17 protein-coding genes are annotated in these 26,995 nt (G+C 45.9%); 13 read left to right on the forward strand and 4 right to left on the reverse strand.

Annotated elements, in window-relative coordinates; genetic code table 11:
- Positions 1 to 95: 95 nt before the first annotated feature.
- The 3 genes from FSB84_RS15135 to FSB84_RS15145 all read left to right on the forward strand — a co-directional run bounded on the left by FSB84_RS15135 (position 96) and on the right by FSB84_RS15145 (position 3,570).
- Positions 96 to 1,409: a MutS-related protein gene (locus FSB84_RS15135; protein ID WP_130538781.1), complete on the forward strand. Its 1,314-nt coding sequence runs from the start codon at positions 96 to 98 to the stop codon at positions 1,407 to 1,409.
- Positions 1,410 to 1,441: 32 nt separating this feature from the next.
- Positions 1,442 to 2,695 carry a thioredoxin family protein gene (locus FSB84_RS15140; protein WP_130538782.1) on the forward strand — a complete coding sequence of 418 codons (1,254 nt, stop codon included), beginning with the start codon at positions 1,442 to 1,444 and terminating at the stop codon, positions 2,693 to 2,695.
- Positions 2,696 to 2,820: 125 nt separating this feature from the next.
- A complete protein-coding gene (locus FSB84_RS15145; RefSeq protein WP_130538783.1) occupies positions 2,821 to 3,570 on the forward strand; it encodes a DUF481 domain-containing protein in 750 nt (249 codons plus the stop codon).
- A 23-nt stretch (positions 3,571 to 3,593) separates the two neighbouring features.
- Here the strand turns inward: FSB84_RS15145 and FSB84_RS15150 are convergent, their stop codons facing one another.
- The 3 genes from FSB84_RS15150 to FSB84_RS15160 form a co-directional block, all read right to left on the reverse strand.
- Positions 3,594 to 3,998, reverse strand: coding sequence for an iron chaperone (locus FSB84_RS15150; RefSeq protein WP_130538784.1), 405 nt, complete (start codon positions 3,996 to 3,998; stop codon positions 3,594 to 3,596).
- Between the two features lie 88 nt (positions 3,999 to 4,086).
- Positions 4,087 to 5,301 carry a DUF763 domain-containing protein gene (locus tag FSB84_RS15155; RefSeq protein WP_130538785.1) on the reverse strand — a complete coding sequence of 405 codons (1,215 nt, stop codon included), beginning with the start codon at positions 5,299 to 5,301 and terminating at the stop codon, positions 4,087 to 4,089.
- Between the two features lie 42 nt (positions 5,302 to 5,343).
- Positions 5,344 to 6,000 (reverse strand): alpha/beta hydrolase family protein, encoded by a 657-nt coding sequence (locus FSB84_RS15160; RefSeq protein ID WP_130538786.1) that lies wholly within the window; start codon positions 5,998 to 6,000, stop codon positions 5,344 to 5,346.
- Between the two features lie 294 nt (positions 6,001 to 6,294).
- On the opposite strand from FSB84_RS15160, the gene FSB84_RS15165 reads away from it, so the two are divergent.
- From FSB84_RS15165 to FSB84_RS15210, 10 genes are all read left to right on the forward strand, one after another.
- Positions 6,295 to 7,587, forward strand: coding sequence for a T9SS type A sorting domain-containing protein (locus FSB84_RS15165; protein WP_130538787.1), 1,293 nt, complete (start codon positions 6,295 to 6,297; stop codon positions 7,585 to 7,587).
- Positions 7,588 to 7,700: 113 nt separating this feature from the next.
- Positions 7,701 to 8,291: an RNA polymerase sigma factor gene (locus FSB84_RS15170; protein WP_158643919.1), complete on the forward strand. Its 591-nt coding sequence runs from the start codon at positions 7,701 to 7,703 to the stop codon at positions 8,289 to 8,291.
- Between the two features lie 56 nt (positions 8,292 to 8,347).
- The gene (locus tag FSB84_RS15175) at positions 8,348 to 9,514 is read left to right on the forward strand and encodes a FecR family protein (RefSeq protein ID WP_130538789.1); all 1,167 of its coding nucleotides are present in this window, start codon (positions 8,348 to 8,350) and stop codon (positions 9,512 to 9,514) included.
- Between the two features lie 295 nt (positions 9,515 to 9,809).
- Positions 9,810 to 13,547, forward strand: a complete 3,738-nt coding sequence (locus tag FSB84_RS15180) for a SusC/RagA family TonB-linked outer membrane protein (protein WP_158643920.1) — start codon at positions 9,810 to 9,812, stop codon at positions 13,545 to 13,547.
- A gap of 10 nt (positions 13,548 to 13,557) precedes the next feature.
- Positions 13,558 to 15,060 (forward strand): RagB/SusD family nutrient uptake outer membrane protein, encoded by a 1,503-nt coding sequence (locus FSB84_RS15185; RefSeq protein WP_158643921.1) that lies wholly within the window; start codon positions 13,558 to 13,560, stop codon positions 15,058 to 15,060.
- 49 nt (positions 15,061 to 15,109) lie between these two features.
- The gene (locus FSB84_RS15190; RefSeq protein ID WP_130538792.1) at positions 15,110 to 16,069 is read left to right on the forward strand and encodes a hypothetical protein; all 960 of its coding nucleotides are present in this window, start codon (positions 15,110 to 15,112) and stop codon (positions 16,067 to 16,069) included.
- Positions 16,070 to 16,241: 172 nt separating this feature from the next.
- Entirely contained in the window at positions 16,242 to 17,162 is a 921-nt protein-coding gene (locus tag FSB84_RS15195; RefSeq protein WP_225980075.1) for an ABC transporter ATP-binding protein, read from the forward strand.
- Positions 17,163 to 17,171: 9 nt separating this feature from the next.
- Positions 17,172 to 19,508: an ABC transporter permease subunit gene (locus FSB84_RS15200; RefSeq protein WP_130538794.1), complete on the forward strand. Its 2,337-nt coding sequence runs from the start codon at positions 17,172 to 17,174 to the stop codon at positions 19,506 to 19,508.
- Positions 19,509 to 19,517: 9 nt separating this feature from the next.
- On the forward strand, positions 19,518 to 20,813 hold the full coding sequence (locus tag FSB84_RS15205) for a MutS-related protein (protein ID WP_130538795.1): 1,296 nt from the start codon (positions 19,518 to 19,520) through the stop codon (positions 20,811 to 20,813).
- A complete protein-coding gene (locus FSB84_RS15210; RefSeq protein WP_225980076.1) occupies positions 20,813 to 22,150 on the forward strand; it encodes a MutS-related protein in 1,338 nt (445 codons plus the stop codon). The genes FSB84_RS15205 and FSB84_RS15210 overlap by 1 nt, the downstream gene beginning before the upstream one ends.
- Here FSB84_RS15210 and FSB84_RS15215 read toward each other — a convergent pair.
- The gene (locus FSB84_RS15215; protein ID WP_158643922.1) at positions 22,140 to 26,834 is read right to left on the reverse strand and encodes a PKD domain-containing protein; all 4,695 of its coding nucleotides are present in this window, start codon (positions 26,832 to 26,834) and stop codon (positions 22,140 to 22,142) included. The two genes, FSB84_RS15210 and FSB84_RS15215, sit on opposite strands and share 11 nt — an antisense overlap.
- Between the last annotated feature and the right edge of the window lie 161 nt (positions 26,835 to 26,995).

Here is a 26,995-nt window from a genome sequence, read left to right on the forward strand (position 1 = left end):
GCCTCCGGCGAACACCGCGTCCCCGGAGGCGACTAAATAAAAGTCACTCGCCGGGAGGCGAGCGACTGGCCACAGCATAACAAATTTTGAGCACTATGATTTTTTCAATAGACAAACAAACGCTGGAAGAACTGAATCTGACGGGGAAGTTCCGTACCGGTTCCGTGTATGCGCTTTTCAATAAGGTAAAGACCAATAGCGGAGAACGATTGCTGGACCAGATGTTCCGCCATCCGCTTATAGAAGCATCCGCTATCAATGAGCGCAGCAGCATATTTCAGTACTTCGAGAAAGCAGGCTACGCTTTTCCATTCGATCCGCAGCAACTGACCCAGATGCGGGAGTATGTGGATGCGGCAGGCGCCGGCAGCGCAGCGCTGGTGCTGGCGCAGACTTTCATGAAAAAGATCTTATCCGGCCTCACGCGCGATGAACGCTACCGGAAAAGTATACAGGGGCTGCAGGCCACTATCGGCGTATTGCAGAGATGCCACCATTTCATCGATACTATACAACCACCATTTGTGTATGAAGCAAAGGTGGATCAGATCAGGAAGATCCTGGCGGATAAAAAAATACAGCGGCTTCGGGAAATGGATATTTACCAGTCGCTTCCCCTGAAAACGCTTGCTTACTATGAGCACCTGCTGAAAACGGAATTGAATGCAGGCATGGCAGCTGTGCTGGCTTTCATCGACGAACTGGATGTGTACATTGCCGTTAGTGGCGTGTCTAAAAGCAAAGGATTCAGTTATGCGCAGGCACTGGCGTCTGAGAAGAATATGCTGCAGGCGGAAAACCTTCGTCATCCCTGTATAGACAAAGCCATCGGCAACAAACTGCAAATGGACCGGCAGAGTAATGTATTGTTCCTGACCGGCGCCAATATGGCTGGTAAATCCACCCTGATGAAATCCATCGGTATTGGACTGTATCTCGCGCATATGGGATTTCCTGTAGCAGCAGATCAAATGCAGTTTTCCGTCAGACAGGGATTGTATTCAAGTATCAATGTGAGCGATAATATCGGGCTCGGTTATAGTCATTTCTATGCAGAAGTGGTGCGCGTGAAGCAGGCCGCAGAAGCGGCGGCAAGTGGTAAACGCCTGCTGCTGATGTTCGATGAGCTTTTCAAAGGCACCAATGTGAAAGATGCTTTCGATGGAACATTGGCCATCACCAGGTCCTTTGCAGATTATACGGACTGCCTGTTCATCGTAAGTACCCATATCATCGAAGTAGGTGAGGCGTTGAAAGACAAGAGAAATATCCGGTTCGCATTCATGCCAACCATTATGGAAGGCGCGATACCAAGGTATACGTACAGGTTGAAAGAAGGGATCACGGAAGACAGACAAGGTATGATGATCATCAGGAATGAAGGTATTCTTGAAATGATGGAAGACTGATCCGGCTTTTTAAACATTCAAAAACAACAAAAATGAAATTCAGGAACAAACTGACAATAACCTGCCTGCTGGCAGCGCTCTTGCCTGGTATCGTGTGGTCGCAGGGAGATGGGATCAGATTCGAGAAAGGCCTTAGCTGGCAACAGATAAAGGAAAAAGCGAAAAAGGAAAACAGGTATATCTTCATGGACTGCTATGCTACCTGGTGCGCTCCCTGCAAATTGATGAGCGATAGCATTTTTACAAAGAAAGAAGTAGGAGATGTATTCAATCAGAAATTCATCAATGTAAAAGTGCAAATGGACAAAACCGCCAAAGACAATGAAGAAATAAAGAGCTGGTACGAAGACGCAGCAGCTATTGCCAAAGAATATGGTGTGATGGCCGTTCCCAATTTCTTTTATTTCTCTCCTGAAGGCAAGCTGGTGCATTTGTTTGTTGGAACCACCTCCGATCCGAAGCAATTCATTGAAATATCCGGAAAGGCATTCGACCCTTCCACCCAATATTTTACACAAATGGAAGCTGAGATCAAAGCGGCAGGCAATCATCCCGATTCACTGAGAAAGCTGGCAAAAAAAGCAACAAAGAACAATGACGGCGTGAATGCTCCGATTCTCACCAATGCTTATCTCGATGCCACCAAAGATCTGTTCACAAAGGATCACCTGATGTTTGTGGATGAAATTACGGGCAGGAGTGCCGATAAAGGTTTTGCTATTTTCAGGGACAATGCTGAAAAAGTGGACGCCGTGGTGGGCAAAGGAGTGGCTGAATTGAAAGTGGCAAAGATCATTCTCATGGAAGCGGGTGCATTCAATTTCATGGCGGATAATTCAAAACCTGATTATGCGGCCATCGAACAAAGGATCAGATCTGTGATGCCAGACAGGGCAGAGCGGATGATGGAGATGCTGAAACTGCATTACCATTTACAAATTCAGGATTATGATGAGTTCCGTAATCTCATGGATGCCTACCTGAAAAAATATGAAAAGCAATTATACCCCGTTGAAGTTTTCGGCTATGTTCAAATGACCTTGTTCATGAACAATCCGGAAATGCACCAGGCGGCATTGAACTGGAGTATAGCGGCCCTTGCTGAAAATGGATCCCCGCAAAACTTGTCGATCCATAGTGGAGCACTCCTGAAAGCCGGTAAGAAAGCCGATGCGATTGTTACTATGAAAAAAGCCATCACAGAAATGGAAAAGGAAAAAGGAATGGAACAGGTGATCGAGGCATGGTCCCAGACTTTAGCGCAAATGGAAAAAGGAGAATTGTAAACAGATTTTTATAACATAACTTTTAAACCCGTGCAGGGCTCGTAACAACGGGCCCTGTATTGGTTTCAGGTGTTGATCGGATCTGCAGGCTTGTGCCAAATTCAGAACTTACTTTATATTTGGCCATGATCCAAATAGTGAAGAGTGCATTCATGGTGATAATGAGCCTGTGCACAATACAGTTTACCAGTTATGCGCAGTTCAGTGATTCGGTTGATCACTATATCAATTTTTCCGGCACCGGAAATATGAACAAGACCAGTACAGGCACCACTTACCTGCTCAATAATGCCTTTCGGTTCCAGGTAGATAAGAAGAAACTGTCTTTGAATAGTTTGGTCAGCTATGTGTATGGCCGCAATCCAACCAACAAAACCAATGATGATCTGCTGAGTATTTTGAACGTCGATTTCTTAAAGAGCGTTCAAAAGTTCTATTACTGGGGACTGGCGGGTTTTGAAAAAAGTTATTCGCTAAAAGTGGATAGCCGTTTTCAGGCAGGAGCCGGTGTAGGATATGTTTTTGTGAAAAACAGCAAATCCAATCTGGAGCTAAGCGACGGATTCCTGGTGGAGACCACTGACCTCAGTATTCCTGATATACACGGGCGAAGCAGTTATCAGGCAGTCCGTAATTCACTGCGACTGAAATACCGTTTCGTTATTAAAGAAATGATCAGGGTGGAGGGATCCAACTTTTTCCAGCCTTCATTATCCGACTCCAAAGATTATATCCTGAAATTAAATACTACAGTTTCTTTCAATCTGTACAAATGGTTTAATCTCACAACTGCGTTTAACTATAACCGGCAGAATATCACATCAACAGAGAATTTACTGTTGACCTATGGGCTGATGTTCGAGAAATACTTTTAGCGGTTCCTTAAAGATCCCCTTTCCTATTTTTTAGTTTTCTTCTTTGTTGCTACCGCTTTCAGGTTTTCTTTTTCCTTGTTCTCTTTCATCCTGAATTTCACTATTTTCTTTATGAAAGCTGTTGGTAAAGGCTGATCATTTGGAAGCTGGATGGCTGAAGTACTGACCTTATATTTTGCCAGATCGCTTTTGAATGTTTCCAGGAATTCCTTGCTCCAAGGAGATGATAAGGAGATATGACCTTTGTATCCTGAGTAATAGATCAGGTATCCATGATATTTATAGGCAGGGATCTGATAGCTGATGATCTCTTCGGCATCAGGAGCAGTTTCCCTGATAAGCTGCCGGACAGATTCAAGTCTTTCCTTTATGTCTGCAGGGAATCCTTTTTGATATTCATCCACGTTTTTGAAATCGGTCTTTGCCATAAGTTTTTTTTCAAAATTAATGGCCGGCGCTGATATTCTACAGGTGTGGTTGAGACAATAAACAGGTCAATTGCGGCGGATTGCCGGATCAGAACAGGCTTAACTGATCCGAATTCCCTTTTGAAGGCGGCGGGTTGGATTTTCCATATACAGTCCTGCCGCCATATTTCCAGGAATCGTTCCTCTCTTTTTCGATCAGCTCATCGAAGTTGGCATTGGGAACAAAATTACTTTCAGCCTTTGCTGCGATCTCATGAAGACTTTTGATAGCGGCCGTTTTATCGGTATGACCCAGTTTCGCTTTTTCAACAGCGGTCTTTAATACATTGATGGTTTCATCGTATACATTCACCGGAACAGGGAAGGGGTGACCATCCTTTCCTCCATGTGCAAACGAAAAGCGGGCGGGGTCTTTGAAGCGGGATGGTGTTCCGTGGATCACTTCGCTAACCAATGTGAGCGACTGCAATGTTCTTGGGCCAACGCCTTGCAACAGTAACAGCTCTTCAAAGTCCGCAGGTTGTTGTTCCTGCGAGAGCCAAAGAACGGAGCCCAGTCTTTTGAGGTTGACATCTTCTGCGCGTACCTCATGATGGCGTGGAAGCAATAGTTTCTGTACCTCGTTCAACATCCTGCCGGGATCTTCAGCAACAAGCCCCATGATACTGTTGCGGGTAATATCAGCTTCAGAAGCGGTTAAGTTAAGAATCGGGCCCTGGTTGATGCCGCATACGCCTGTATGAGGCTCTTCTACAAATGAACGGAGGGAACCGGAATGCCAATGGTATCGTCTGGCCATACTGCTATTGGTGTCCATGCCCTGTTGCACAACGGTCCAGTGGCCATTATCGCTCACAATAAAATGATGCAGGTAAAGTTGAAAGCCATCCTGAATGGCGGTATTGTCCACTTTTGCACTCAGCTTGCTGCAGCGCACCAGGGACTGTCCGTCAATGCCCGTCTGAGCTGCAATGCGCAGCAGTTCGGCGGGGGTAGCCCTTGAATGATTTCCTTTTCCGCCGCAGATATAAATACCCAGTTGTTTTGAATGTGGATTAATGGCTCTTTTCAATGCGCCCAGCACGGAAGTAGTAATGCCGGACGAATGCCAGTCCATTCCCAGTACTGCTCCAAAACTCTGGAACCAGAAAGGATCGGAAAGCCTGCGAAGCATCTCTTCTTTACTGTATTCTGTAAGAATGGATTCAGTAATGGCCAGTCCCAGTTTTGCCATTCTATCTGCCAGCCACTTCGGCACATGTCCATAATGCAGGGGGAGATCTGCGGACCCGGAACGTTTCATACCTTAAAGTTACAACTATTCATGTTGCCCGGACCGACCTGCTTATTTGGATTTCTTTTCCACCCATTTTTGAGTGGCTTCCACCAGCAAGGGTATGATCTCTTTTTTTCCGGCCTTAAAGGAATGGTCGGCTCCTTCGAATTTTATGAGTGTGGCTTTCTTCAGTGATTTGCATACCTCCTCCATCATAACGATATCAGCTAAAGTATCCTTCGTTCCCTGTAAAAACAACATTGGCTGTTTTACTGCTTTCAAATGCTCCGCCCTTTCGATGGAAGGTTTGCCTGGCTGATGCAGGGGGAAACCGTAGAAGATAAGTCCATTTACATCCTTCCGCGGATTGGCCGACAAATACTGTGAAGACATCCTTCCTCCAAATGATTTGCCTGCTGCAAAAAGCGGGAGCCCGGGAAACAAGGCAAGCGCTTTGTTGATAGCCGCTTCGATGGTTTGGTGTGCAACAGCAGGAGAGTCCGGTCTTTTTTTCTTTTGTTCTGAAAATGGAAAATTGAAACGAACTGTTATGATACCTGCTCCGGCGAGACCAGCTGCAAGGGTTTCCATGAAGATATGTTCCATACCCGCGCCTGCTCCATGAGCAAGGGTAATCACTGCCTTTGCTTTTTCAGGAATGCTGCTGATGGCAGAAACTTTTCCTATGGCCGGAGAAACTGTGATGGTCAAAGATTTGGTACGCATGGTTATTGTTTTCAGGAATGAACAGGAAGGTAGTACATTTTTCCATTATAACTTTTTCAATGGGTGCTTATTAGAAGTACTATTGGTATATGGAACTTATACTGGACTTTTTGACCGGACAATTAAAATGATAGAGTTTTACCATCCCCGATCTGAGTAGAGCATTAACCCTGTACTGTCCATTTTTTATTCCCTGATTTTTATTGTGATGTATCCATCATCTGATGGATGGTATTAATACCTGTGGTTTACCATATACTACCAGGGATCTGTATACGCATTTAATAACTGAATATGAATAAAACTTTACCACAACTTACCATCAAGATTGTAGTGCTTACTTTTCTTACCGGGTTCAATGCAAATGCCCAGTTGATTCCCAATCCCGATTTTGAATCATCCACCTCTTGCCCCTCTCAGCATTCAAGATTCATTAATAATGTTTCTAATTGGTTAGTGTCGCTTGGAGGTTTTGCCGGGTCGCCTGATTATTTCAAGACCTGCGGTTTTCAAATGACTGATAAAATTGTTGCCCAGAGCGGGTCAGGCTTTGCGGGCGTGTATATGGAGCTGAATAATACTTTCACTGACTACAAGGAATATTTTACAAGTCAATTGTCGGCACCATTGCAGGCTGGTGTAACCTATACTTTTACCTTTTATACCGCACATATCCATGGTGCATCGCCTGCAAGTTTTCCTACGCCAGGGAACTTTATTTATGAAGACCTGCCAGATGCTGAGCAGGGTTTTATCGGTTTGGTATTTTCTACTGTTGCACCGGCAGCAGCCAATACTGTAGGTAATACATCTCCGAGGTACAATTCTATTAAAAATGATTTTGGCAGCGGCAGGTCTTTGATCCCTAAATCCAATACCGCTGTTTATGGATCGGCGTCACGCAATGCCTGGGTAATGGTGACCCTGCAATATACTGCGGTGGGTGGAGAACAATTCATGACTGTAGGACAGTTCAGGCCGGGTGGTACAAGTTTGGCAGCCGGCCATGGAGCCTACTACGTATTTGATAATTTTTCCGCCACTTCAACGCTTCCAGTAACCCTGGAAAATTTTACAGCCACTAAGAAAGGGAATGCTGTATTGCTCAACTGGGCAACGGTTTCAGAACAAAATAACCTGGGTTTTGAAGTGGAGCGAAGCGCCAGCGGAAAAGAATGGAGCTTTGTGACTTCTGTAAAAAGCAAGGCTTTGAATGGAAACAGTCATGCAAAACTGGAGTATAACTATACCGATCATTCTCCATTTAACGGAATCAATTTCTACCGGTTAAAACAAACAGACCTTGATGGTAAATCTGAGTATAGTAATGTGAAGCAACTGACCATCGATGCGGAGAAACTTTCCTTCTATCCAAACCCTGTTAGTTCAGAATTATTTGTTTCTGGCTTGAAACAATTAACGGGACTTCAGCTCTTCAATGTACATGGACAATTTATCAGGGCTGTACCTGTTCGATCAGCAAGTTCAATGAAAATTGATATGTCCGGATTACCGGCTGGTACTTATATTCTGAAAACGATCGGGAATGGCGGGGAAAGTGAGACTTACAAGATAAATAAGAAATAATGTGAACTCATAAATATGAAACAGCCCGCTTTTGCGGGCTGTTGTGTTTTCTAAAATCCTGCGCACTTTATTTTTTTTATATAGATTGCATTTGTCACTTGTACCTTAGCAATTTGGCAACTAACCCATTATATGGACATCCTAATCTCCTGCAACCGATTGCCAATGGAGATGAACAGGCGTTTGCCACGCTGTACCGCTTGTATGTTCCCCGCTTAATCCCATTGATCAAAAGCATGACAAAGGATGAAGAATTGGTAAAGGAAGTTATTCAGGACACTTTTGCCCGCCTTTGGTTGCAAAGGGAAAGATTAGCTGAGGTAGAATATCCGCACACATATATATTAAGAATTACATCCTACGTTTGCGTTAACTATATACGCCGGTCCGCCATTGGAGTTCGTGTTATGACTGAATTGGAAAAGAGAAGTCCCCAGGCAGACAATTCAATAACAGAAACTGTATCGCTGAAAGATCTTGAGCGGATCATCAGGACCGGGATCTTACAGCTTACTCCGGCTCAACAGAAAATATACAGATTGAGCAGGGAGGAAGGATTGTCGATTCCGGAAATTGCTGAACGGTTGAATATTTCTCCCAATACTGTAAAAAATACATTGGTCGCCAGCCTGAAATCTATCCGGGAATATGCAAAAAAGGCTGGTTATTCCGTCAGCCTGTTCTTTTGTTGGATATTTATTTAATTTTTTCCCTTCCTTATAGTCCTAATCTCTTTCCTGATTGATAAAGTAACAGGAGTATGACTAAAATAGAAATCATATCGCTGCTGCAAAAACATGCAAACGATGAGGCCTTTACCCCTGAAGAGGAGCTGTTGTTTGCAGCACTGGAAAAGGATAAGCCAGGAATGGCAGAAGCTATTATTGAAATGCTGACTGTTGATGAACGGAGTTCCCCTTATGATGAAACGATATGGGAACCAATCCTGAGTTCGGTATTATCGATGGATAAAATACCTTCTGAAGCACCAGTAATCAATAGGAGTTCGTCTGCACGACGAGTACCTTTCTTACGCAAATGGTACTGGGTGGCAGCTTGTCTGATTGGTGTATTGACTGTGATCAGCTATTTCTGGATCATTTCAGAAAAGAGGAATGCTGCCACTTTACCTGAATTAGTGCAGAAAGATATTCAACCGGGAAAAGATGGCGCAGTGCTTACCCTGGCTGATGGTTCCCGGGTATTGCTTGATACAATACAAAATGGAACAGTTGCCCTTCAGGAAGGAGTGACCGCTAAAGTTGTAAACGGATCTTTGGCTTATGAAGGCAAGGGCAGCAACAGGGTCTATAATACGATGTCCACTCCCAAAGGGAGGCAATATAAATTGACGCTACCTGATGGTTCGGAGGTTTGGCTCAATGCAGCCAGTTCCATTCGTTATCCAACCATCTTCAATGACAAAGAGAGAAAAGTGGAATTAGAAGGTGAAGCATATTTTGAAGTGAAGAAGAATGCAAAACAACCCTTCATCGTAAATGCGCGCAACAAGGCGGAGATCGAAGTATTGGGAACCAGTTTCAATGTAAGCGCCTATGAGAATGAGAAAAGCCTTAATACCACATTGATCGAAGGAAGTGTAAAAGTGAACGGCGCAATCATCAAACCCGGACAGCAGGCCCGCGTTACCGATATGGTGCGCATCATCAATATTGAGGATACAGATAAAATAATGGCATGGCAGCGTGGCTTCTTCAACTTCGATAATGCTTCTTTTGAAGAGGTCATGCGTCAATTGGAACGTTGGTACGATATAAGTGTTGAATACGAGAAAGGTATTCCGTCCGTCGAGTTTGGCGGTGAGATGTCTATGAATACTTCGCTCAACGGTATATTGCTCGCACTTGAGAAGTCAAGGATACAATATAAACTGGAAGGGAATATACTTACTGTATTATCAAAGTGATCCCATTCACGAAATTTCAATCATACCATAACCATAGCAGAACCTTTCCTGACCGGTGAAATTCCGGTGATCATTAGCCTTCCTATCATTTACCGGGGCCAATAAAAAAGCCGGAGGTGTTCGTTGCACTTCCGGCGGCAGTTTCATTGGCTCCAAACGGCGATTATTCCTTTTAGTTCACCATCAAAACTTACCCAAAGGTATGCAAAAAACTGCTTCCGGGTCTGGTTCAAGCCCTGTTGTGCCCAATGGTCAGTGGCGAAGTCGAAGACCCTTCACCAAAATTCTGCTGGTTATGAAATTAACCACCCTGCTTTTGACAATCGCTTTCTTACAGGTACATGCTGCAGGTTCTGCACAAAATGTAACGATCTCCGGAAAAGACATTCCGCTGAAGCATGTGTTCAACGCCATCAAACAACAGACAGGATTTTCGGTCTTCTACACCAAAGACATTCTCGAAGACTCCAAACCTGTTACGCTTTCGGCCTACAATATGCCCTTGCAGGAACTGCTGCAATGGGTATTTAAAGAACAGCCGGTGAGCTTTACTATCAGTGAAAAGAATATCATTCTTTCCTATCAGTCAAAAACAATTCCTCAGATCGAAAGGCTCATTGTGAATATGCCAGGTGTAAGTGGTCGTATCGTGGATGCTGATGGCCAACCTCTTTCCAATGTGAGCATCCGTGTGAGGGGAACGAAAAGAGGCACTACCTCTGGGAGTGACGGGCAGTTTTTGCTCGATGTGAAAGAGGGAGAAATACTGGATATTTCTGCTGTAGGCTTCAGTCCGATTGTCCTCCGGCTCAACGGAGAGATCTTTCAGGTAATATCAGCTGAGCGTTCCCGCAATCAGCAAACCGATAAGGAGGATTTATCCGGAAAGAGTCAGCTGGTGGTTGCCGCCAAACAATATGTACTCATCAGAATGGTACGTGTCAGTGCTGTGCTGGAGGAAGCCGTTATTTTCAACGGGTATCAAAAAATCAAACAGAAATATCTTACAGGTTCTGTCACCTCCCTGAACATGGATTCCATCATGCAACCGGGGTTCAATACGGTAGACAAAATGCTGGAAGGCCGTGTGCCCGGGCTTACCTATATGCAAAACTCCGGGCAGTCGGGTGCGGCACCCAAACTGCGCATCAGGGGCACCAGCACTATCATGGGCTCACGCGAACCGCTTTGGGTGGTGGATGGTATTGTGCGCACCAATCCTATTCCCATTCCTGCCGACAGGATCAATGACCCAGATTTTGTGAACCTGCTGGGCAATGCTATTTCCGGATTGAATCCTTACGACATCGAGCAGATCGATGTATTGAAAGATGCTACTGCCGCTGCATTGTACGGCGTACGGGCTGCCAACGGGGTAATTGTGATCACCACCAAAAGAGGAAAACCAGGCCCGCCGGTCTTCAATTACAATGTAACCGGAACCTATACCCGAAGACCGCGCTATTCAGACAGATCGATCTACATGATGGACTCCCGCGAGCGGGTGGATGTGTCCCGTGAGCTGATCGAAAAACAAATGGTCCTGCGCGGTGGTGGCCTGGTGGCCTATGAAAAAGCCATTGCCGATTATTATGCCGGCCTGATCGATTACGATAGTTTTCAAAAACAGGTAGATCGTGCTGAAACCCTCAATACTGACTGGCTGGGACATACGATGCGTGATGTGTTCGCCACCAATCACACACTCAGTGTTTCAGGAGGAAGCGCCGCAGCTTCCTATCGCGCTTCGGTAGGCTATCAATCCGAACCGGGCGTGATCAGGAAAGAAAGCAACGACAGGTATACCGCCCTGCTGAATGTTTTGCTCAGCCACCGGAAATTCAAAGCGGAATTTAATATCCAGATGAGTGCAGGCAAACGCAGGTATACTCCGCAGGAAGTGGGTGTGCTCAATTATGCTTATGGCACCAGCCGCGCCATCCCGCTGTACAACGAAGATGGTTCGCTGTATTATTATTCCACCGTCAACTCCAATACTGCACACACCACCAAATTCTATGATTTCAATACGATGAACATCATCAATGAAATGGACCATACCGGGGACAGGATCGAGAACAGCGAGTATATTGCCAGGCTCAATCTGAATTACGAGATCGCAAACGGCATACAATTCAATTCAACCCTGGCCTATACAGGTGGCAATGCAGAACAAATAACCTGGTTCGAAGACAGAACGGAATGGGCTGCCCAGCTCAGGTCCAGGGCCTGGGATGCTGTAAACGGAACATTCACTGAAAGCAGAGATCCGCTTCCTTTTGGTGGCGAACTCCGGCAGCTGACAGCAAGAAAACAAAACTATACGGTCAATGGCCGTTTTGATTTCAGCAAATTCCTCGATCAACGGAAAAAACACCAGTTGACGGCTGCTCTCGGAGCTGAAATGCTTTCCAATCGAAATAATGGCACCAACCGTATCACCCGGGGCTATTATCCAAACCGCGGGCATAGTTTTGCCAACATCGATCTCACAAAGTATAAGGATTACGGCAGCTGGCTGCAGACGTATGGCCTGCCAATGATCACGATAGACCTGCAAAATTCTCTGCGCAGCTTTCTGACATCTACCTATGTTTTCGACGATCGCATAGTGATCAGCGCTACCACAAGCCAGGAATATTCAAACGCATTTGGATCGAGGAGCAATGAGAAATTTTTGCCCACCTGGGCCCTGTCTGGCAGATGGAACTTGCATGAAGACCTGCTCAGTCAGCAATCCTGGATCGAATATGCGGCACTGCGGCTCTCTTACGGTACACAGGGGAATATGCTGCAGGGACAAACTCCTTACACTATCATCAAAAAAGAATCGATCAATACCTACTACAATGCGATGGCCGCTTCCGTTACATCCTTCCCTAATCCTGACCTGCGCTGGGAGAAAAAACATGATTACAATACCAGCCTGGAATTTTCTTTGCTGAAAGGAAAAATCAGGGGATCACTGGGTTATTTCTACAGCAAAACCTCCAATGCCTTCCTCACTAAAAAAGTATCTGCAGCCAACGGAGCGCCGCGCAATTCCTATGTAGTGAATGGCGGCTCGGTGGAGAACCAGGGCGTGGAACTTGACCTCCATTTCAGGATCATCAACAATGAAGGATCTGGTAACAGGAAAGGTTTTTCCTGGCGTTTCGATCCTCAGCTCGGTCAGGTATTCAACAAACTCATCAACAATAAACTGAACAGCCGCAACGTGATGGTTGATGATGCCATACTAACCTTTCAGGAGTACCTGAACGGAACTGTGCCTGTTAATGGGAAGTCGGTAAATACGTTTTATTCCTATCGTTTCAAAACGCTGGACCCCAATTATGGTTATCCTGTATTTTATGGAGCGGAGCCGGAAAACAAAACTGCACTGACAGCCCAATACAATAAAATGACGAAGGAGGAAGTGTTCAATATTGTAATGGTAGAGTCTGGAAAAAGAGAACCCGTATTGCAGGGTGGCATCAACAATACATTTCTGTACAGGAACTGGTCGCTAGATGTTACGTTCACGTACAGTGTTGGCAATAAGATACGACTGCTGCAGATCGCTTCAGGAAATTATGGTACGTTCAGGCCCAGCTCTCAGCAAAATATCCGCAAAGAATTCACGGAGCGCTGGCGTTATCCGGGTGACGAAAATATTACCAATATCCCTGCTGTTCAGGGTGGTGCAGCGATCAATGATCAGGACAAATCTGCCTGGTGGAACAATGCGTCCTATTGGGTGACCAGGCCTTTTGCAACAGACTATTACCAGATGTATGACAACGCTGACCTCAGGGTTGTAAAAGGTGATTACCTGAAACTGCAATCCGTCCGCCTGGCGCATACATTCTCCAGGGAAATTTGCAGCAAATGGCATGTAAAAGGAGCTACCGTTGCCATCACCGGTAATAATATTTTCACCATTGCCCATCAGGCACTGCGTGGCCAGGATCCTTCCCAGTCAGGATCTGCTCCCAATATCAACCTTTCAATAAGACCAGTATATGCGATCAACTTCAACCTCAGCTTCTAAAAATAGCCGTATGAATGTACCGGTTACCCGCTTATGGGTTTCATTGATTTGCACGATAAGCCTGATGAGCCTTTCCTGCAAAAAATTTCTGTCTACCTATTCTCAGAACAGCAGCTTCATCGAATCGGCCGATGACCTCGATGAACTGCTGGTAGGAAATGCTTACTACTATAAAGTGGCCTCCTTTACACCCAATATGCTGTATGCAATGGATGACGATGCAGAACTGGGAAAGCCTGCAACAAAGGTGAGGATACCGAATCAGGAAACCGGCTTTCATTTCTGGCAGTCGCAACCCCGCATCGACAGCGATGGAAAACTCACAGCCACTGACGATTACTACAACGATCTGTACAGCCGGATTGCCCGTAGCAATACCATTCTCCATAATATACCCTTGTTGAGGGAGAAGGGCGAAGCTGCGCAAACATTGAACCGGATTCACGGAGAAGCCTGTTTTCTCAGGGCCTGTTATTATTTCATGCTGGTGAATATTTATGGGAAGCCTTATCAGCCGGCAGTAGCAGGTTTCGGGGTGCCGCTGAAAACAGATCCGGCCATCAAAGATCAGTTCATTGCAAGAAGCAGTACACAACAATTGTACAATCAGATCGTATCAGACCTGCTGGAGGCAGAGAAGCAGTTGGCAGGGGCCAATCAAACCACTACCATCCGTGCTAATCAGGCAGCAGCACAGGCTTTGCTCAGCAGGGTTTACCTCTTTATGGAGAATTATGAAAAAGCATTGCTGTATGCGGACAAATTGATCAATAACAATCAGTACCAACTGAAAGACCTGAATCAACATACACAGGGCGACGATTTCCTGAAGCGGAATTCTCCTGAGGTGATTTTCAGCATGTCAACAACCAATATGCACGCTGTTACTAACCTGAGCACAGATGCACCCTCCGTATTTTTCTATAAAGCTTCAGAAGAGCTTGCCCTGCTTTATTTACCGGAAGATCTCAGACGGAAAGTTTTCTTTAGCCAGGACAGCAAAGGAAATCTCAGAATGGCGAAAAAGCGAAAAACGCTCACCAATTCCGTGGATGATGCGTCGGATATGTTCCTGCTCCGTCTTTCTGAACAATATCTGAACAAGGCGGAAGCCCTGGCTGGTCTTGATCGTTTTGAAGAAGCCCGTAACAGTTTGCAGGAATTCAGAAAAACACGATTCAAGCCTGGAGAAGTGCCGGCTCTCCATTCCGAAGGGGCTGCGCTGATGAATACCATCCGCGATGAACGCAGGCTTGAACTTTGTTTTGAAACACACCGCTGGTTCGATCTGCGCCGCTATGCAGTAAATGCAAAATATCCATTCGAAAAAACGATCAGGCACCGGGCTTATACATTTACCGGAAATGGATACGATGAAGATGGCTACTATGAATTAGGAACCTGGTCACAGGACCCCGCAGCCTATATCGTGCCCATTGCCAATGATGAAATTGAATTCAACAATGGATTACTTTTCAATGAAACAAGACCTGATCGTCCATTGAAACGATAACTGGCTTCATCGATCAAATACCTCTTACTATTTCATGAAATAAAATATTATGCGATTAACTCATTCAATCATCATACTCTGCTGGATAGTTGGTTTGTCGATGGCTGGCTGCCGGAAAGACAGCTCTCCGGCTCCCAGCCGTATCGACGAAAACTATTTTGTTATCACCGACAATCCCAATGATCCTGTTGATCACGCAATCTATGAGTTCTATAAAACCACCGGTATTGCGAGTTTTATGAACGATACTATTTATAAAAAACAGACCGGCCATATTGATGGACAACAACGTGGCTCCTACATCAAATTGTCTCTGAGTTATACGATGTATGCACAAACCACTGCTTCCTATACAAAGGTTTCTTCCAAAGAAAGGATACCGGCATTGCTGGAACTGCTGAAGGAGAAGATGCTCCCAAAACTGCCATCTCAAATGTTGATCCCCAGCATACTGCTGGCCGATTCGGTTACAGACGGATATCCAATATTTGAACCAGCGTTTGCATATGGGTGGACGGTACTGCGTGGATTCAATACCGTTGGTATTTCAGTAAAGGATGTGGAAGCAATGAGTGATGAAGAAAAAGCTATGTATACTGCATCGATGCTTGCCGGTATTGCGGAATATGTTCTCAACAATCAATATGCGGATCAGGTACAGAATAATTTCTTTGGCATTTCGAGAACGGCCGCCAAAACGGTAGTGCCATCTGTGCCGGTAGATATTTATACGCTGCAGGACTTATTTCCGTACGTGCTGCCTCCGAATAAAGCGCCCTTACCACAGAACCTTGGGTTTCTTCGTTATCCCATGAAGCGATACCCGGGTGGTAATCCATTTCTCATAGCTCCGCGCGAAGCGGATGATTGCAGGGCATTTCTCACGGCTGCATTTTTTTATGCACCGGCAGCATTTGCCGATCTGCATGTGAATGAAACACTGGTGCTGAAAAAATTCAGTGTGATCAGGGAGCTGCTCAAACAGGCAGGATTCCAACTGCCGGATTGATCACAATTAGGATACCATCAAAAGCCTGAATAAAATAGTACAGCCAGCGAACCTTTCATTAAAACCATAAAAGCTGCCTGCAGGCAGCCCTGTTAACAACCCCTGTTGATACAGTGATTGTATTGATCAGGCCGATCTATGCCCTTATCAAATTTTCATAAACATTCATTACATGATCTTAAAAACAGAAAACCTCTCGCACCGGTATGGCGCCAGTTGGGCCATCCGCGATATCAACATCGAGATCGCAACCAATGGCATCATTGGTTTGCTGGGTTCCAATGGAGCCGGCAAATCCACTACTATGAATATCATCTGCGGGGCACTCAACCAAACCGAAGGAAATGTAAGCATCAATGGCGCGGATATCAGAAAGGAACCGGAGCTGGCCAAACAGTTTATCGGTTTCCTGCCACAAACGCCACCGGTATATCTTGATCTAACAGTAGATGAGTATCTCAGTTATACAGCAGAATTAAGATTGATAGAAGGGAAAAAGATAAAGGAAGCAGTGGATGAGGCAAAGGAGAAAACAGGCATTGCTCATTTCAGTAAGCGACTGATCAAAAACCTGTCTGGTGGCTATCGTCAGCGGGTGGGCATTTCTCAGGCCATCATTCATAAACCTAAACTGGTAGTAATGGATGAACCTACCAATGGTCTCGATCCGAACCAATTGATCGAAGCGCGAAAACTGATCAGGGAGATTGCGCAGGAAAGAACGGTTTTGCTTTCTTCCCATATCATGTCTGAGATCCATTTGCTCTGCAAGGAGGTGATCATGATCGAAGGGGGCAGGGTTATCTTCTCCGATTCGATGGATGCTTTCAACAATTACATGCAGCCGCATAGTGTGCTGGTACGCTTCGCCAATCCACCTCCAATACATGAATTGCAGCAGGTGCAAGGGGTTACCAAAGCAGAATACCAGACCGATAAACAGGCACGCATCTTTTTCGATGGGGAAGAAGACATCACTGAAAGGATTATCGCCGCCGGTGTACAAAAAGACTGGCGCATCCGTGAGGTCAATCTCGAAAAAGGTTTGCTCGACGATATTTTCAAACAATTATCCACTCAATCACATCAATAAGAAATAGTCATGAAACTTATTTTCAAAATAGCGAGAACAGAATTGCGGAATCTGTTTTTCTCCCCGGTTGCCTGGTTTCTGACCCTGATCTTCTTTGTCATCTGTGCCATATTCTATGGCGATTCGATTGCTTCAACGGCAAATCTTCAGGATTCCTTGCAGCGGACCACATCTGATTTCAAGCAGTTTCCATTGGGCCTGACCTCTTCGATTTTTTTTGGAAGCGGATTTTTTAGTGGTATCCTTTCCAACCTGTACCTGTTCATTCCCCTGCTCACGATGGGACTGATCAATCGTGAATTCAATAATGGTACCGTGAAACTGCTCTATTCTTCTCCGGTAAAACTCAGTAAGATCGTATGGGGGAAGTACCTGGCCGTGATGGCTTATAATATGTTGTTGTTTACCATCATGCTGTTGTTTATGTTGGCAGGCGCTTTCAGTATCAAGGATATCGATATCGGACATTTATGCGCTGGTTTGATCACCTTCTACCTGGTGGTTTGTACGTATACGGCCATTGGGATTTTCATGAGCAGTATCACCCAATATCAGATTGTTGCGGCTATCGCCACATTTATTCTGCTTTACTTCCTGCAGGCTGTTGGCCGTTTGGGGCAGGAATATGATTTCATCCGTGATCTCACATTTTTCCTTTCCATCAACGGAAGGGCGGAAAGAATGTTGAAAGGATTGATCACCACCCGCGACCTGATGTATTATGTGCTGATCACTTACCTGTTTGTCACCTTCACCTATCTGAGCCTGCTGCATGGCCGGGAATTGGTTTCGCGAACAAAAAAAGCCGCACGGTATCTGACTGTTTTCCTGACCGTGATGGTAGTGGGATATCTTACTTCGAGACCCGGCTATATAGGTTATTGGGATGGCACCAGAACCAAAATGAATACCATCACAGAAAAAACACAGGAAATTCTGAAGAATATGCAGGATGAGCCACTGGAAGTGACCTTGTATACCAATTTGCTTGATAGGGGCAGAGGGTTTGGCTTTACCAGACCCAGCGAACGCAACACGTATGTCTGGAAGATCTGGGACAAGTACGTTCGGTTCAAGCCCAATATCAAATTCAAATATGTGCTGTATTATGATGTGATGGACAATGACAACTACTTCTATAAACGAATGCCTGGCATGAGCTTGGATTCCATCGCTAAAGAATGCGCCAAGATGAGTGAAACAAGTCTCGAACCTTATCTCAAACCGGCGGAGATCAGGAAGCAGATCAACCTGGCGCCGGAAGGAATGCGGTCGGTGATGCTTTTGAAATACAAAGGCAAAAGTATTTTTCTGCGGAATTATGAAGACGCGCACTATTGGTTCGATGAAGATCATTTGGCGACTGCACTGAAAAGATTGTCGACAGATAAAATCCCCAAGATATATGCCAGCACCGGCAACCTTGAAAGAAGCATGTATAAAATGGGGGAACGGGAATATTTTGGTTATTCCATCAAGAAAGCAAGCCGGAAAGCACTGATCAATCATGGCTTTGAATTCGATAGTCTCAACCTCAGTACACAGGAGATACCCGCGGATGCCAGTGCCCTGGTACTGGCCGATCCCAAAATAGTATTGAACGACACCGTAACTACCCGGCTCCAACAATATATCGGTAAAGGAGGTAACCTGCTGATAACAGGTGAACCAGGTAAGCAGTCAGTATTGAATCCATTGATTCAGCCAATGGGGGCAACGATGATGCCGGGCGCCCTTGTACAGGTATCCCAACATGAAACACCGGATAAGGTAGTTGCTTTCGCCACCATACAGCATGCAGACCTGCTGAAAGAAAAAAATATATTCAGCCTGAGTGTTAAAGCTGCACATGAGTATGGAGATTCTGTCAAATATCTTCACCCCGGTGTTGTTCCACTTTCCTTCACTGAAAATGGATTCAGGGTCAGGAGAACAATGGTGACAGCCTATAAAGGAAGGACCTGGGTAAAAATGGGGCAGTTGGTAACGGACTCTGCTGCGCCCGTAATGGTTGCCGCAGAAGGGGATTACAAACTCGATTCATTCACCGTCGGCCTGGCCCTGAGCAGGCAGGTAGGAAACAAGGAGCAAAGAATAGCCATTGCCGGAGACGCAGATTTTATGTCCAGCCTCAGAACTTATTCTCATGTTCTTAGCCAGAATTATTTAAGCTGGATGACCGATGAAGCATATCCGGTTCATTTATTTAAAATACCGCCTACCGACACCCTGCTGACCATCAGCCTGAAAGCAGCACAAACACAAAAACTCGTGTTCGTATGGATATTGCCGGCTGCTGTATTGGTATTCGGCGCAGTCCTCCTGATCAGACGTAAACGACAATAACCCATCAATATGTATTTGTTAACCGATGAACAAACGATCGAAGACCTGCGGATCTTCGGCAAGCGAGACAGCCAGGGATTGTTCGATCTATACAATCATTCACATACCCGCGGCGCAGAAGCTGTATTGAAAGAAATGTTCACCAAACCACTGAGTGATCAGCAGGAGATCAACCGAAGAAGCAATATCATCCAACATTTCGCAGGCATGGATATGCGCTTTCCATTTGAAGCCGCCTTGTTTGATATGGCAGAGAAATACCTGATCTCGGCAGATGAACAAAAGAAGCAGGGAAGCCAGCATGCTATACTCAGCGAACGGGAGATCAGCAATGGTGTGACTTCGCTGATCAGCCTGGTGCAACAAGTCAAAACTTTCGTTGAAACGAAAGCCGTAGCCATGATTGACGGATATTCAGAGAGGGGGACGATCGTCTCCCTCCTCCTTGATCCTGCATTTGAACCAGTACTTCGTGAGCAGCAAAATGCGAAACTTTCTTATGCCGCCATCACTGCTTACGATCTTCTTTTCAGAAATCGCGAACGAGGAAAGATTGAACAACTGCTGAAGCAGATCTATCTGCTGGATGTATACCTGTCTGTAGCCAAAGTGGCTCGTGAAAGGAATTTCGTATTTCCCAAAGCGTTAGAAAAAGGAAAATGTACCCTCCGGCTCAAAGCTGTTTATCACCCTGAGCTGGCAAAGCCTGTGAGCAATGATTTTTCGATGGATACTACCCGGAATGTTCTATTTCTGACAGGGGCGAATATGGCCGGCAAGTCAACCTTTCTCCGCGCTGTGAGCACAGCAGTGTATGTGGCGCATATCGGGTTCCCGGTGGCAGCAGCAGAGATGGAGTTCTCTGTATTGGATGGCATTTACACTACCATCAACCTGCCGGATAATCTCGGCATTGGCGCCAGCCATTTCTATGCAGAAGTGTTAAGAGTGAAAAAGGTAGCTGCTGAACTGCAGGCCAGCAAATCGCTCTTCATCATCTTCGATGAAATGTTCCGGGGCACCAATGTAAAGGATGCACATGAAGCTACAGTAGAGATCACCACTGCATTTGCTGCAAAGAGGAATAGTATGTTCATCATCTCTTCACATATTGTGGAGGCTGGCGATCAGTTGAATAAAATTCCTTCTATCGGGTTTCAATACCTTCCTACGCGTATGAATGGAAATATTCCCGAATATACGTATACGTTGGAGCATGGTGTTACAGCAGACCGCCATGGCATGATCATCATCCGCAATGAAGGCATCCTGGATACTTTAAAAAATGGAAAGAAAATTGTTTAATGATGGCTTTTAGTATAGACAAACAAACGATCGATGAACTGAACCTGTTGGGGAAATTCCGTACAGACTCCGTATACCATTTGTTCAACCGGGTGAAAACCCGTGGGGGAGAGCAGTTGCTGGATAATATGTTCCGCTCACCACTCACCGATGCTGCTGCCATCAATGCTCGCAGTGAAACATTCCGCAATTTCCAGGAGCTGGCCCTGAGTTTTCCTTTCGATGTGCAGCAGGTGAACCAGATGCGTGAATACCTAGATGTTCGTGGCAGCAGCAATGCTGTGATGGTAATGGCAGGTACTTTCATTAGAAAATTGCTGTCCGGCCTCACCAGGGATGAACGTTTCAAGAAAAATGTACAGGGATTGCAGGCTACAATCGTTACCCTCAACAAATGCTATGCGCTGACAGAGAGCATGCGCCTCGCTTCCGGAGCCTATGAGAACCGGGTGCAAGCCATCAAAACCATCCTGCAGAACAAAAAGCTGGAAACACTCAGGAATACTGATATCTACCAGTCCTTATCTGTGCAAACCATCGGTTATTACAATCACCTGCTGCAAAATCAGTTTGCTGCAGAGCTGGAAGCGGTGTTGCAGTTCATCTATGAAGTAGATCTGTATATTGCTGTAAGTGATGTGGCCAAGGCAAAAGGATTCAATTATGCAACCGCGTTAGCGTCAGAAGACAATAAGTTTTGGGTGGAGGATCTGCGTCACCCATGCATTGATAAAGCTGTAGGGAACACAGTTCTGATGAACGGGGAAAGGAATGTGATCTTTCTTACCGGGGCGAATATGGCTGGTAAATCCACGCTGATGAAATCCATAGGGATCGGTATGTACCTTGCGCATATGGGCTTTCCTGTAGCTGCGTCCCGCATGGAGTTCTCAATCCGTGATGGTTTGTATTCGAGTATCAACGTGGCAGATAATATCGGACTTGGCTACAGCCATTTCTATGCAGAAGTGATGCGCGTAAAGCAGGCTGCTATTGCTGCTGCCAGTGGCAAAAGACTATTACTGATGTTTGATGAGCTCTTCAAGGGAACAAATGTGAAAGATGCGTATGATGGCACCCTCGCGGTGACTGAAGGATTTGCGGATTACCGGGCCTGCCTGTTCATTGTGAGCACACATATCATTGAAGTGGGGGAGGCATTGCAACAACGGAAAAATATTCATTCGGTATTTATGCCAACGATCATGGAAGGAAGTAAACCCAGGTACACCTATAAATTGGAAGAAGGTGTTACGGAAGACCGGCAGGGTATGATGATTATCCGCAATGAAGGTATTCTCGAACTGATCTCCTACCAGGGTCATATCATCGTATAAGGATAACCGTACCCTTCAATACCAACGGCTTTCCTTCATTACAGATCACTTCCGTGATGTATACATAGGTGCCTCCTTCGGCAATCTGACCATTGAACCGGCCATCCCATCCTGCATTTGAATCATTGGGCAGGAAGTTTTCCCGGTTGAATACCAGTTGCCCCCAGCGATTGTAGATCCGGAAACTTTTTACTTTTTGTATGCCAAATCCCCGGATATTGAAGCGATCATTTTTGCCATCGTGATTGGGTGTAAATGCATTGGGAATATATACCGCTCCTTTACCACAGGCAACTTTTATGTTGATGGCATCGGATGCTTCGCACTGGTATTGTGTTCTTACTGTGAGCCGGTAGGTAATGTCTTTATCGGCGATGAACCGCGGCGTGGCGCAATTGATACAACTCAGTCCGGTAGCTGGCTGCCAGTTGTAATAGACTACATCATTGCTCAGAACAGGTTGCAGGGTCACGGACTTTCCGGCCTCTACCGTGAGATCAGGCCCAAGATCCACGGTGGGGATCTCGCCTACTGTTACTTTGATCCTGCCTGTTTCACTGGGGCAGGTATTGTGACTGATACCAGTTACCTCATAAGTGGTAGTTTGCTGAGGGGATGCAACCGGCGAAGCGATATTGGGATTGTTCAATCCTAACGCTGGCGTCCATACGAAATCCGGAGTATTGCCGCTGGCTGATAATCGGGTTCGTTCTCCCTTGCAGATAATAACGTCTTTACTGTGCTGCAGGTTTACCTTTTCATCAACATGCACATCAACACTATCCAGTTCTTCGCAGCCATATTGGTTGGTGACCTTTACATAATAGCGCATATCCTGTTGCGGTGAAACCTGGGGATGGTCGGTATTGGCGCCGCTCATCCACTGGTTGGGCCACCAGCTGAAACGGTCGCCATCATGCGCCTGCAGGGAAACGGGGCTGCCAATGCAAATGGTGGTATTCTTCGGTGAGGCCGCCGGTACCGGCAGCGGACGGATAGTAATTGGTTCTTCTGCTGTTTCCTCACAACCATATTGTGTGTTTACGGTTAGTGATAACCGGTAGGTTCCGGCTGTATTGAAACGATGATCGAAACGGTCCTGCCGGCTTACTACCGATTGATCGATCTTCCAGGTGTAATCAGTGATCGCATCTTCCGAAATTACATCGGCCCGGTAATCCACCTGTGCTTTGGCACATTTTTCTTTATCGCCAAATATCCTTACTTCGGGTTGTTTGTAGATGACTACTGGCTGTGAACTGATGGTATCGGAACATCCATACCGGCTGAACACGATCAGGGTTACATCATATTTGCCCGGCGTATTATAGGTGTGAACAGGAGCTTCATCAGTAGATTCCTGATTATCGCCAAATAACCATTTATAGGTGCGGGGTGCAAATGCGGAGGTGGACAGATTGGTGAATTGTACCGTACGATCCAAATTGCATCGAATCGGCCGGTCAATGGAATACTTTGCAAAAGCTGAATCCACAATCACCGGATCCGGCGCCTTTAGCGTGAAAGGGCATCCTTCGGGGCTTGTCAATATCACATTGGGACGATAGGTGCCTGCCAGGGGATAAACGTGAGCTACTTCACTTTCAGTACTGGGTTGCACCGGAGTGCCGTCTCCAAAATCCCATGCATAGGAACTGATATTACTGCCTGTTACTTTCATGGGAAGCGTAAAGGGAATGCATCCTGTTGCAGCTCCTACAGTCAGGTTCCCGATGGGACCCTTAACCCGGATGGTCTTTGTAGTTTCGTCTGTGCAACCACTCACGCCTGTAATCTTCAATTTTACCTGGTAAAAGCCGGGCGCTGCGTATATATGTGCAGCAGGATCTTTATCGGTGGAACCTGTACCGCCATCTCCAAAATCCCATTCATAGGTATTGGCATAATCAGAGTTGTCGAAGAACTGAAGGGCGATGGGAGCGCATTTGCTGTCGTCCCCAATGATAAAATCTGCTTTGGGTTTTACCAGTTTGATATACTCTTCTTTGGCGAGGCTGTCGCGGCATCCGTTTTCATCGGTCACTACCAGCGAAATATCATATTCACCATCGGCAGTATAGGTACGTGAACCATTGTAACCTGTGGAGCTGGTCCCGTCTCCATAATACCAAATGTACGTGGCATTATAGGCAGATGAATTATTATACAGCGTTACAGTATGATTGCCGCATTTCAGCACATCATTGCTGTAGAAGGAGGCCTTGGGCCGGTAACTCTTTACATGGTTGTTACGGGTCACCTGTGCTTCACATCCGGCGGCGTCTTTTATTTTCAATGTAATGTTATAGAACCGATAATAGGTATCATTGGAATAGTTGTGATGCAGCAATGTATCCCGGGTGGTAACAAAAGCAGGACTACCATCTCCAAAGTTCCAGGTCCATTCTACAATAGGTGTAGATCCATTGGGTTTGGAAGTGTCCTGGAATGCTACGGTAAAATCTTTGAGGCAGCTGGTCAGGGGCGATGCTTCAAAGCCCACCACCGGTCCTTCTACCGTAACAGGCACGGGGTACTGAAAGGAATGTGTGCATCCCAGTTTGTCTTCAATGGTGAGTGTAATATGGAAAACGCCATTGTTGATATAGGTGTGCGAAGTATTGCCATTCAGGTACTTCCCATAATTCCGGAAATAGCTTTTGTTATCGATCATTAAAGGTGTTGTGCCATCTCCAAAATCCCAGGTGTATTTATTGATATTGGAAGAGTCGATGCCAATGGTAGCAAGATTGACGGTTTTGTTGATACAGATATTGAAGATATCTGGTATGAAATCGGCTTTTTCATCGATGATCACAGCACGGAATTGTGCAGTGGAAACGATATTGGTAACAGTGTTACGTCTTGTAAGCGTGACCAGGTATTTTTTTGCGGTGGTTGGAAATGTATGTGTAACGGGATTGAGTGGCGCCGTGGTATACAGGGGCGAGCCGTCGCCAAAATCCCAGCTGATGGGTTGGGAGTCCTGAACGGTGTCAGTAAATGTTACCGTATATTTATCGGCACAGGTTTTTCCCAGCATTACTCCGGCTCCACCGCCACCGCCTCCTCCGCCGCCGGACCCATCATCATCGCAGATATCCGCAACAGTTACGGGTTTGGTGTCGGAACTTACGGTGCATCCCTGTTGTGTAACAATGGTCAGTTTGATATTGAAGGTGCCGGCAGTAGTATAAGTATGCGTGGCATTGTCCACTGAGGTGGTTATGATAGTGCCATCTCCAAAATCCCAGATATAATCCGTTACCGGGTCAACTATATCAGAAAGTCGGGCCGTAGCTTTCACGGGTAAGGGCTTACAACCTTCCGGTGGCGTATAAGTGAAATCGACGCGCGGCTTCACTATTCTAACGGCATTGGACAACTGCTTTGTGGCGGCGCAACCGGTGGCGGGGTCGGTAACGGTAAGGGATACAGTATAAGCGCCGAAACTTGTATAGGTATGCGACGGGCTGGAATTGACGTCATGGGGACTGCCATCGCCAAAGTTCCAGTCGTAGGTTAGTCCTGATGCAGGACTGCTCTGGTCTGTGAACTGAACGGTGAAGGGGGTAGAACATCCCAGTGGCTTGTCGGAGCTGAAGCCGGCAACAGGACCGGGTGTTACGGATATTGTGTGCCAGGCAGTATCATTGCATTGCGGATAATTGAATGCCACCATTGCAATATTGTAAGTGCCCGGTGTAGTGAATGTATGCGAAGTATTCTGGCCATATTGCACGGCTCCATTGTCAGGGAAGAGCCATTTTACAGAATATAGAAAATCAGCTGGTGTTACTGAGCCTGAAAAATTAACGGATGTATTGGCGCAAACAGAGGAAGGGGCTGTAATAGCGGGCTGTGGTTTGCCTACAAATACCCTGCTATTGGAAGGGGTGGTATATGTGCTCACACAATTGGAACCGTTACGCGCCGTGAGTGTTACGGTGAAAGCGCCGGTACTGGTGTAAGTGTGTGTGGGATTGGCATCGGTTGATTTGGGGCTGCCATCGCCAAAATCCCATTCATAGGTGATGACGCCACCGCCGGTAGTGGTATTTACAAAGTTGACGGTGAATGGCGCTGCACAATCCGCATTATCGGGAATGGTGAAGGAGGCATTTACTTTTGGATACACTTTGATATACCGGAGTCTGATAGCCGCTTCGCTTTCACAGTTCCAGTTATTTTTTACAATAAGGGATACATTGTATTCTCCATTTACATTGTAGGTGAAAGAGGGATCGGTTTGTGTGCTTCCGCCTGCGCCAAAGTCCCATAGCCATTCGGTGATGGTTCCGGTTTGTGTAGTGGCAAGACTGGTGAAATTGACCCGGTGAGGAGAACAACCCGTTTCCTCATCGGCAGCAAAATCCGCAACCGGCCTGGGATGTACAATAACAGAGTCCCGTTTTGTTCTGATATCTCCATTGGAAAAGGTAACGGTAAGCGTTACATAGAATTTACCATCTGTGAGATAGTTAGTGCCCACAGTAGCTGCGCCGGCATTGATGATTGTGCCATTGCCGAGATTCCAGTCGCGGCGCGTTACCGTTCCTCCCGAAGACTGATCAGTGAAATTGACGCCGCTTAAAGGGATGCAGCCTTCTTTCTTATTGATGGAAAAGTCAGCAGCGGTTTGGGCATTTGTACTAATGGAAAGCCAGAGCATCAAAATGGTCAAACAACTGTGAATGCGTACACGCTTAAAAATATATGACTGCCAGACTGCTCTCATCTCGGGTTCCGGATTATTTGAACGAAACTATTTGCCTGAAGCCATAAAACTTCCGGCAAAGCAGTAATGATACAATTTTTATTGAATTATCAATTTATTAAATAAGA

Origin of the sequence: Pseudobacter ginsenosidimutans, assembly GCF_007970185.1 — a bacterium.
In the GTDB taxonomy this organism is placed as follows: Bacteria; Bacteroidota; Bacteroidia; order Chitinophagales; family Chitinophagaceae; genus Pseudobacter; species Pseudobacter ginsenosidimutans.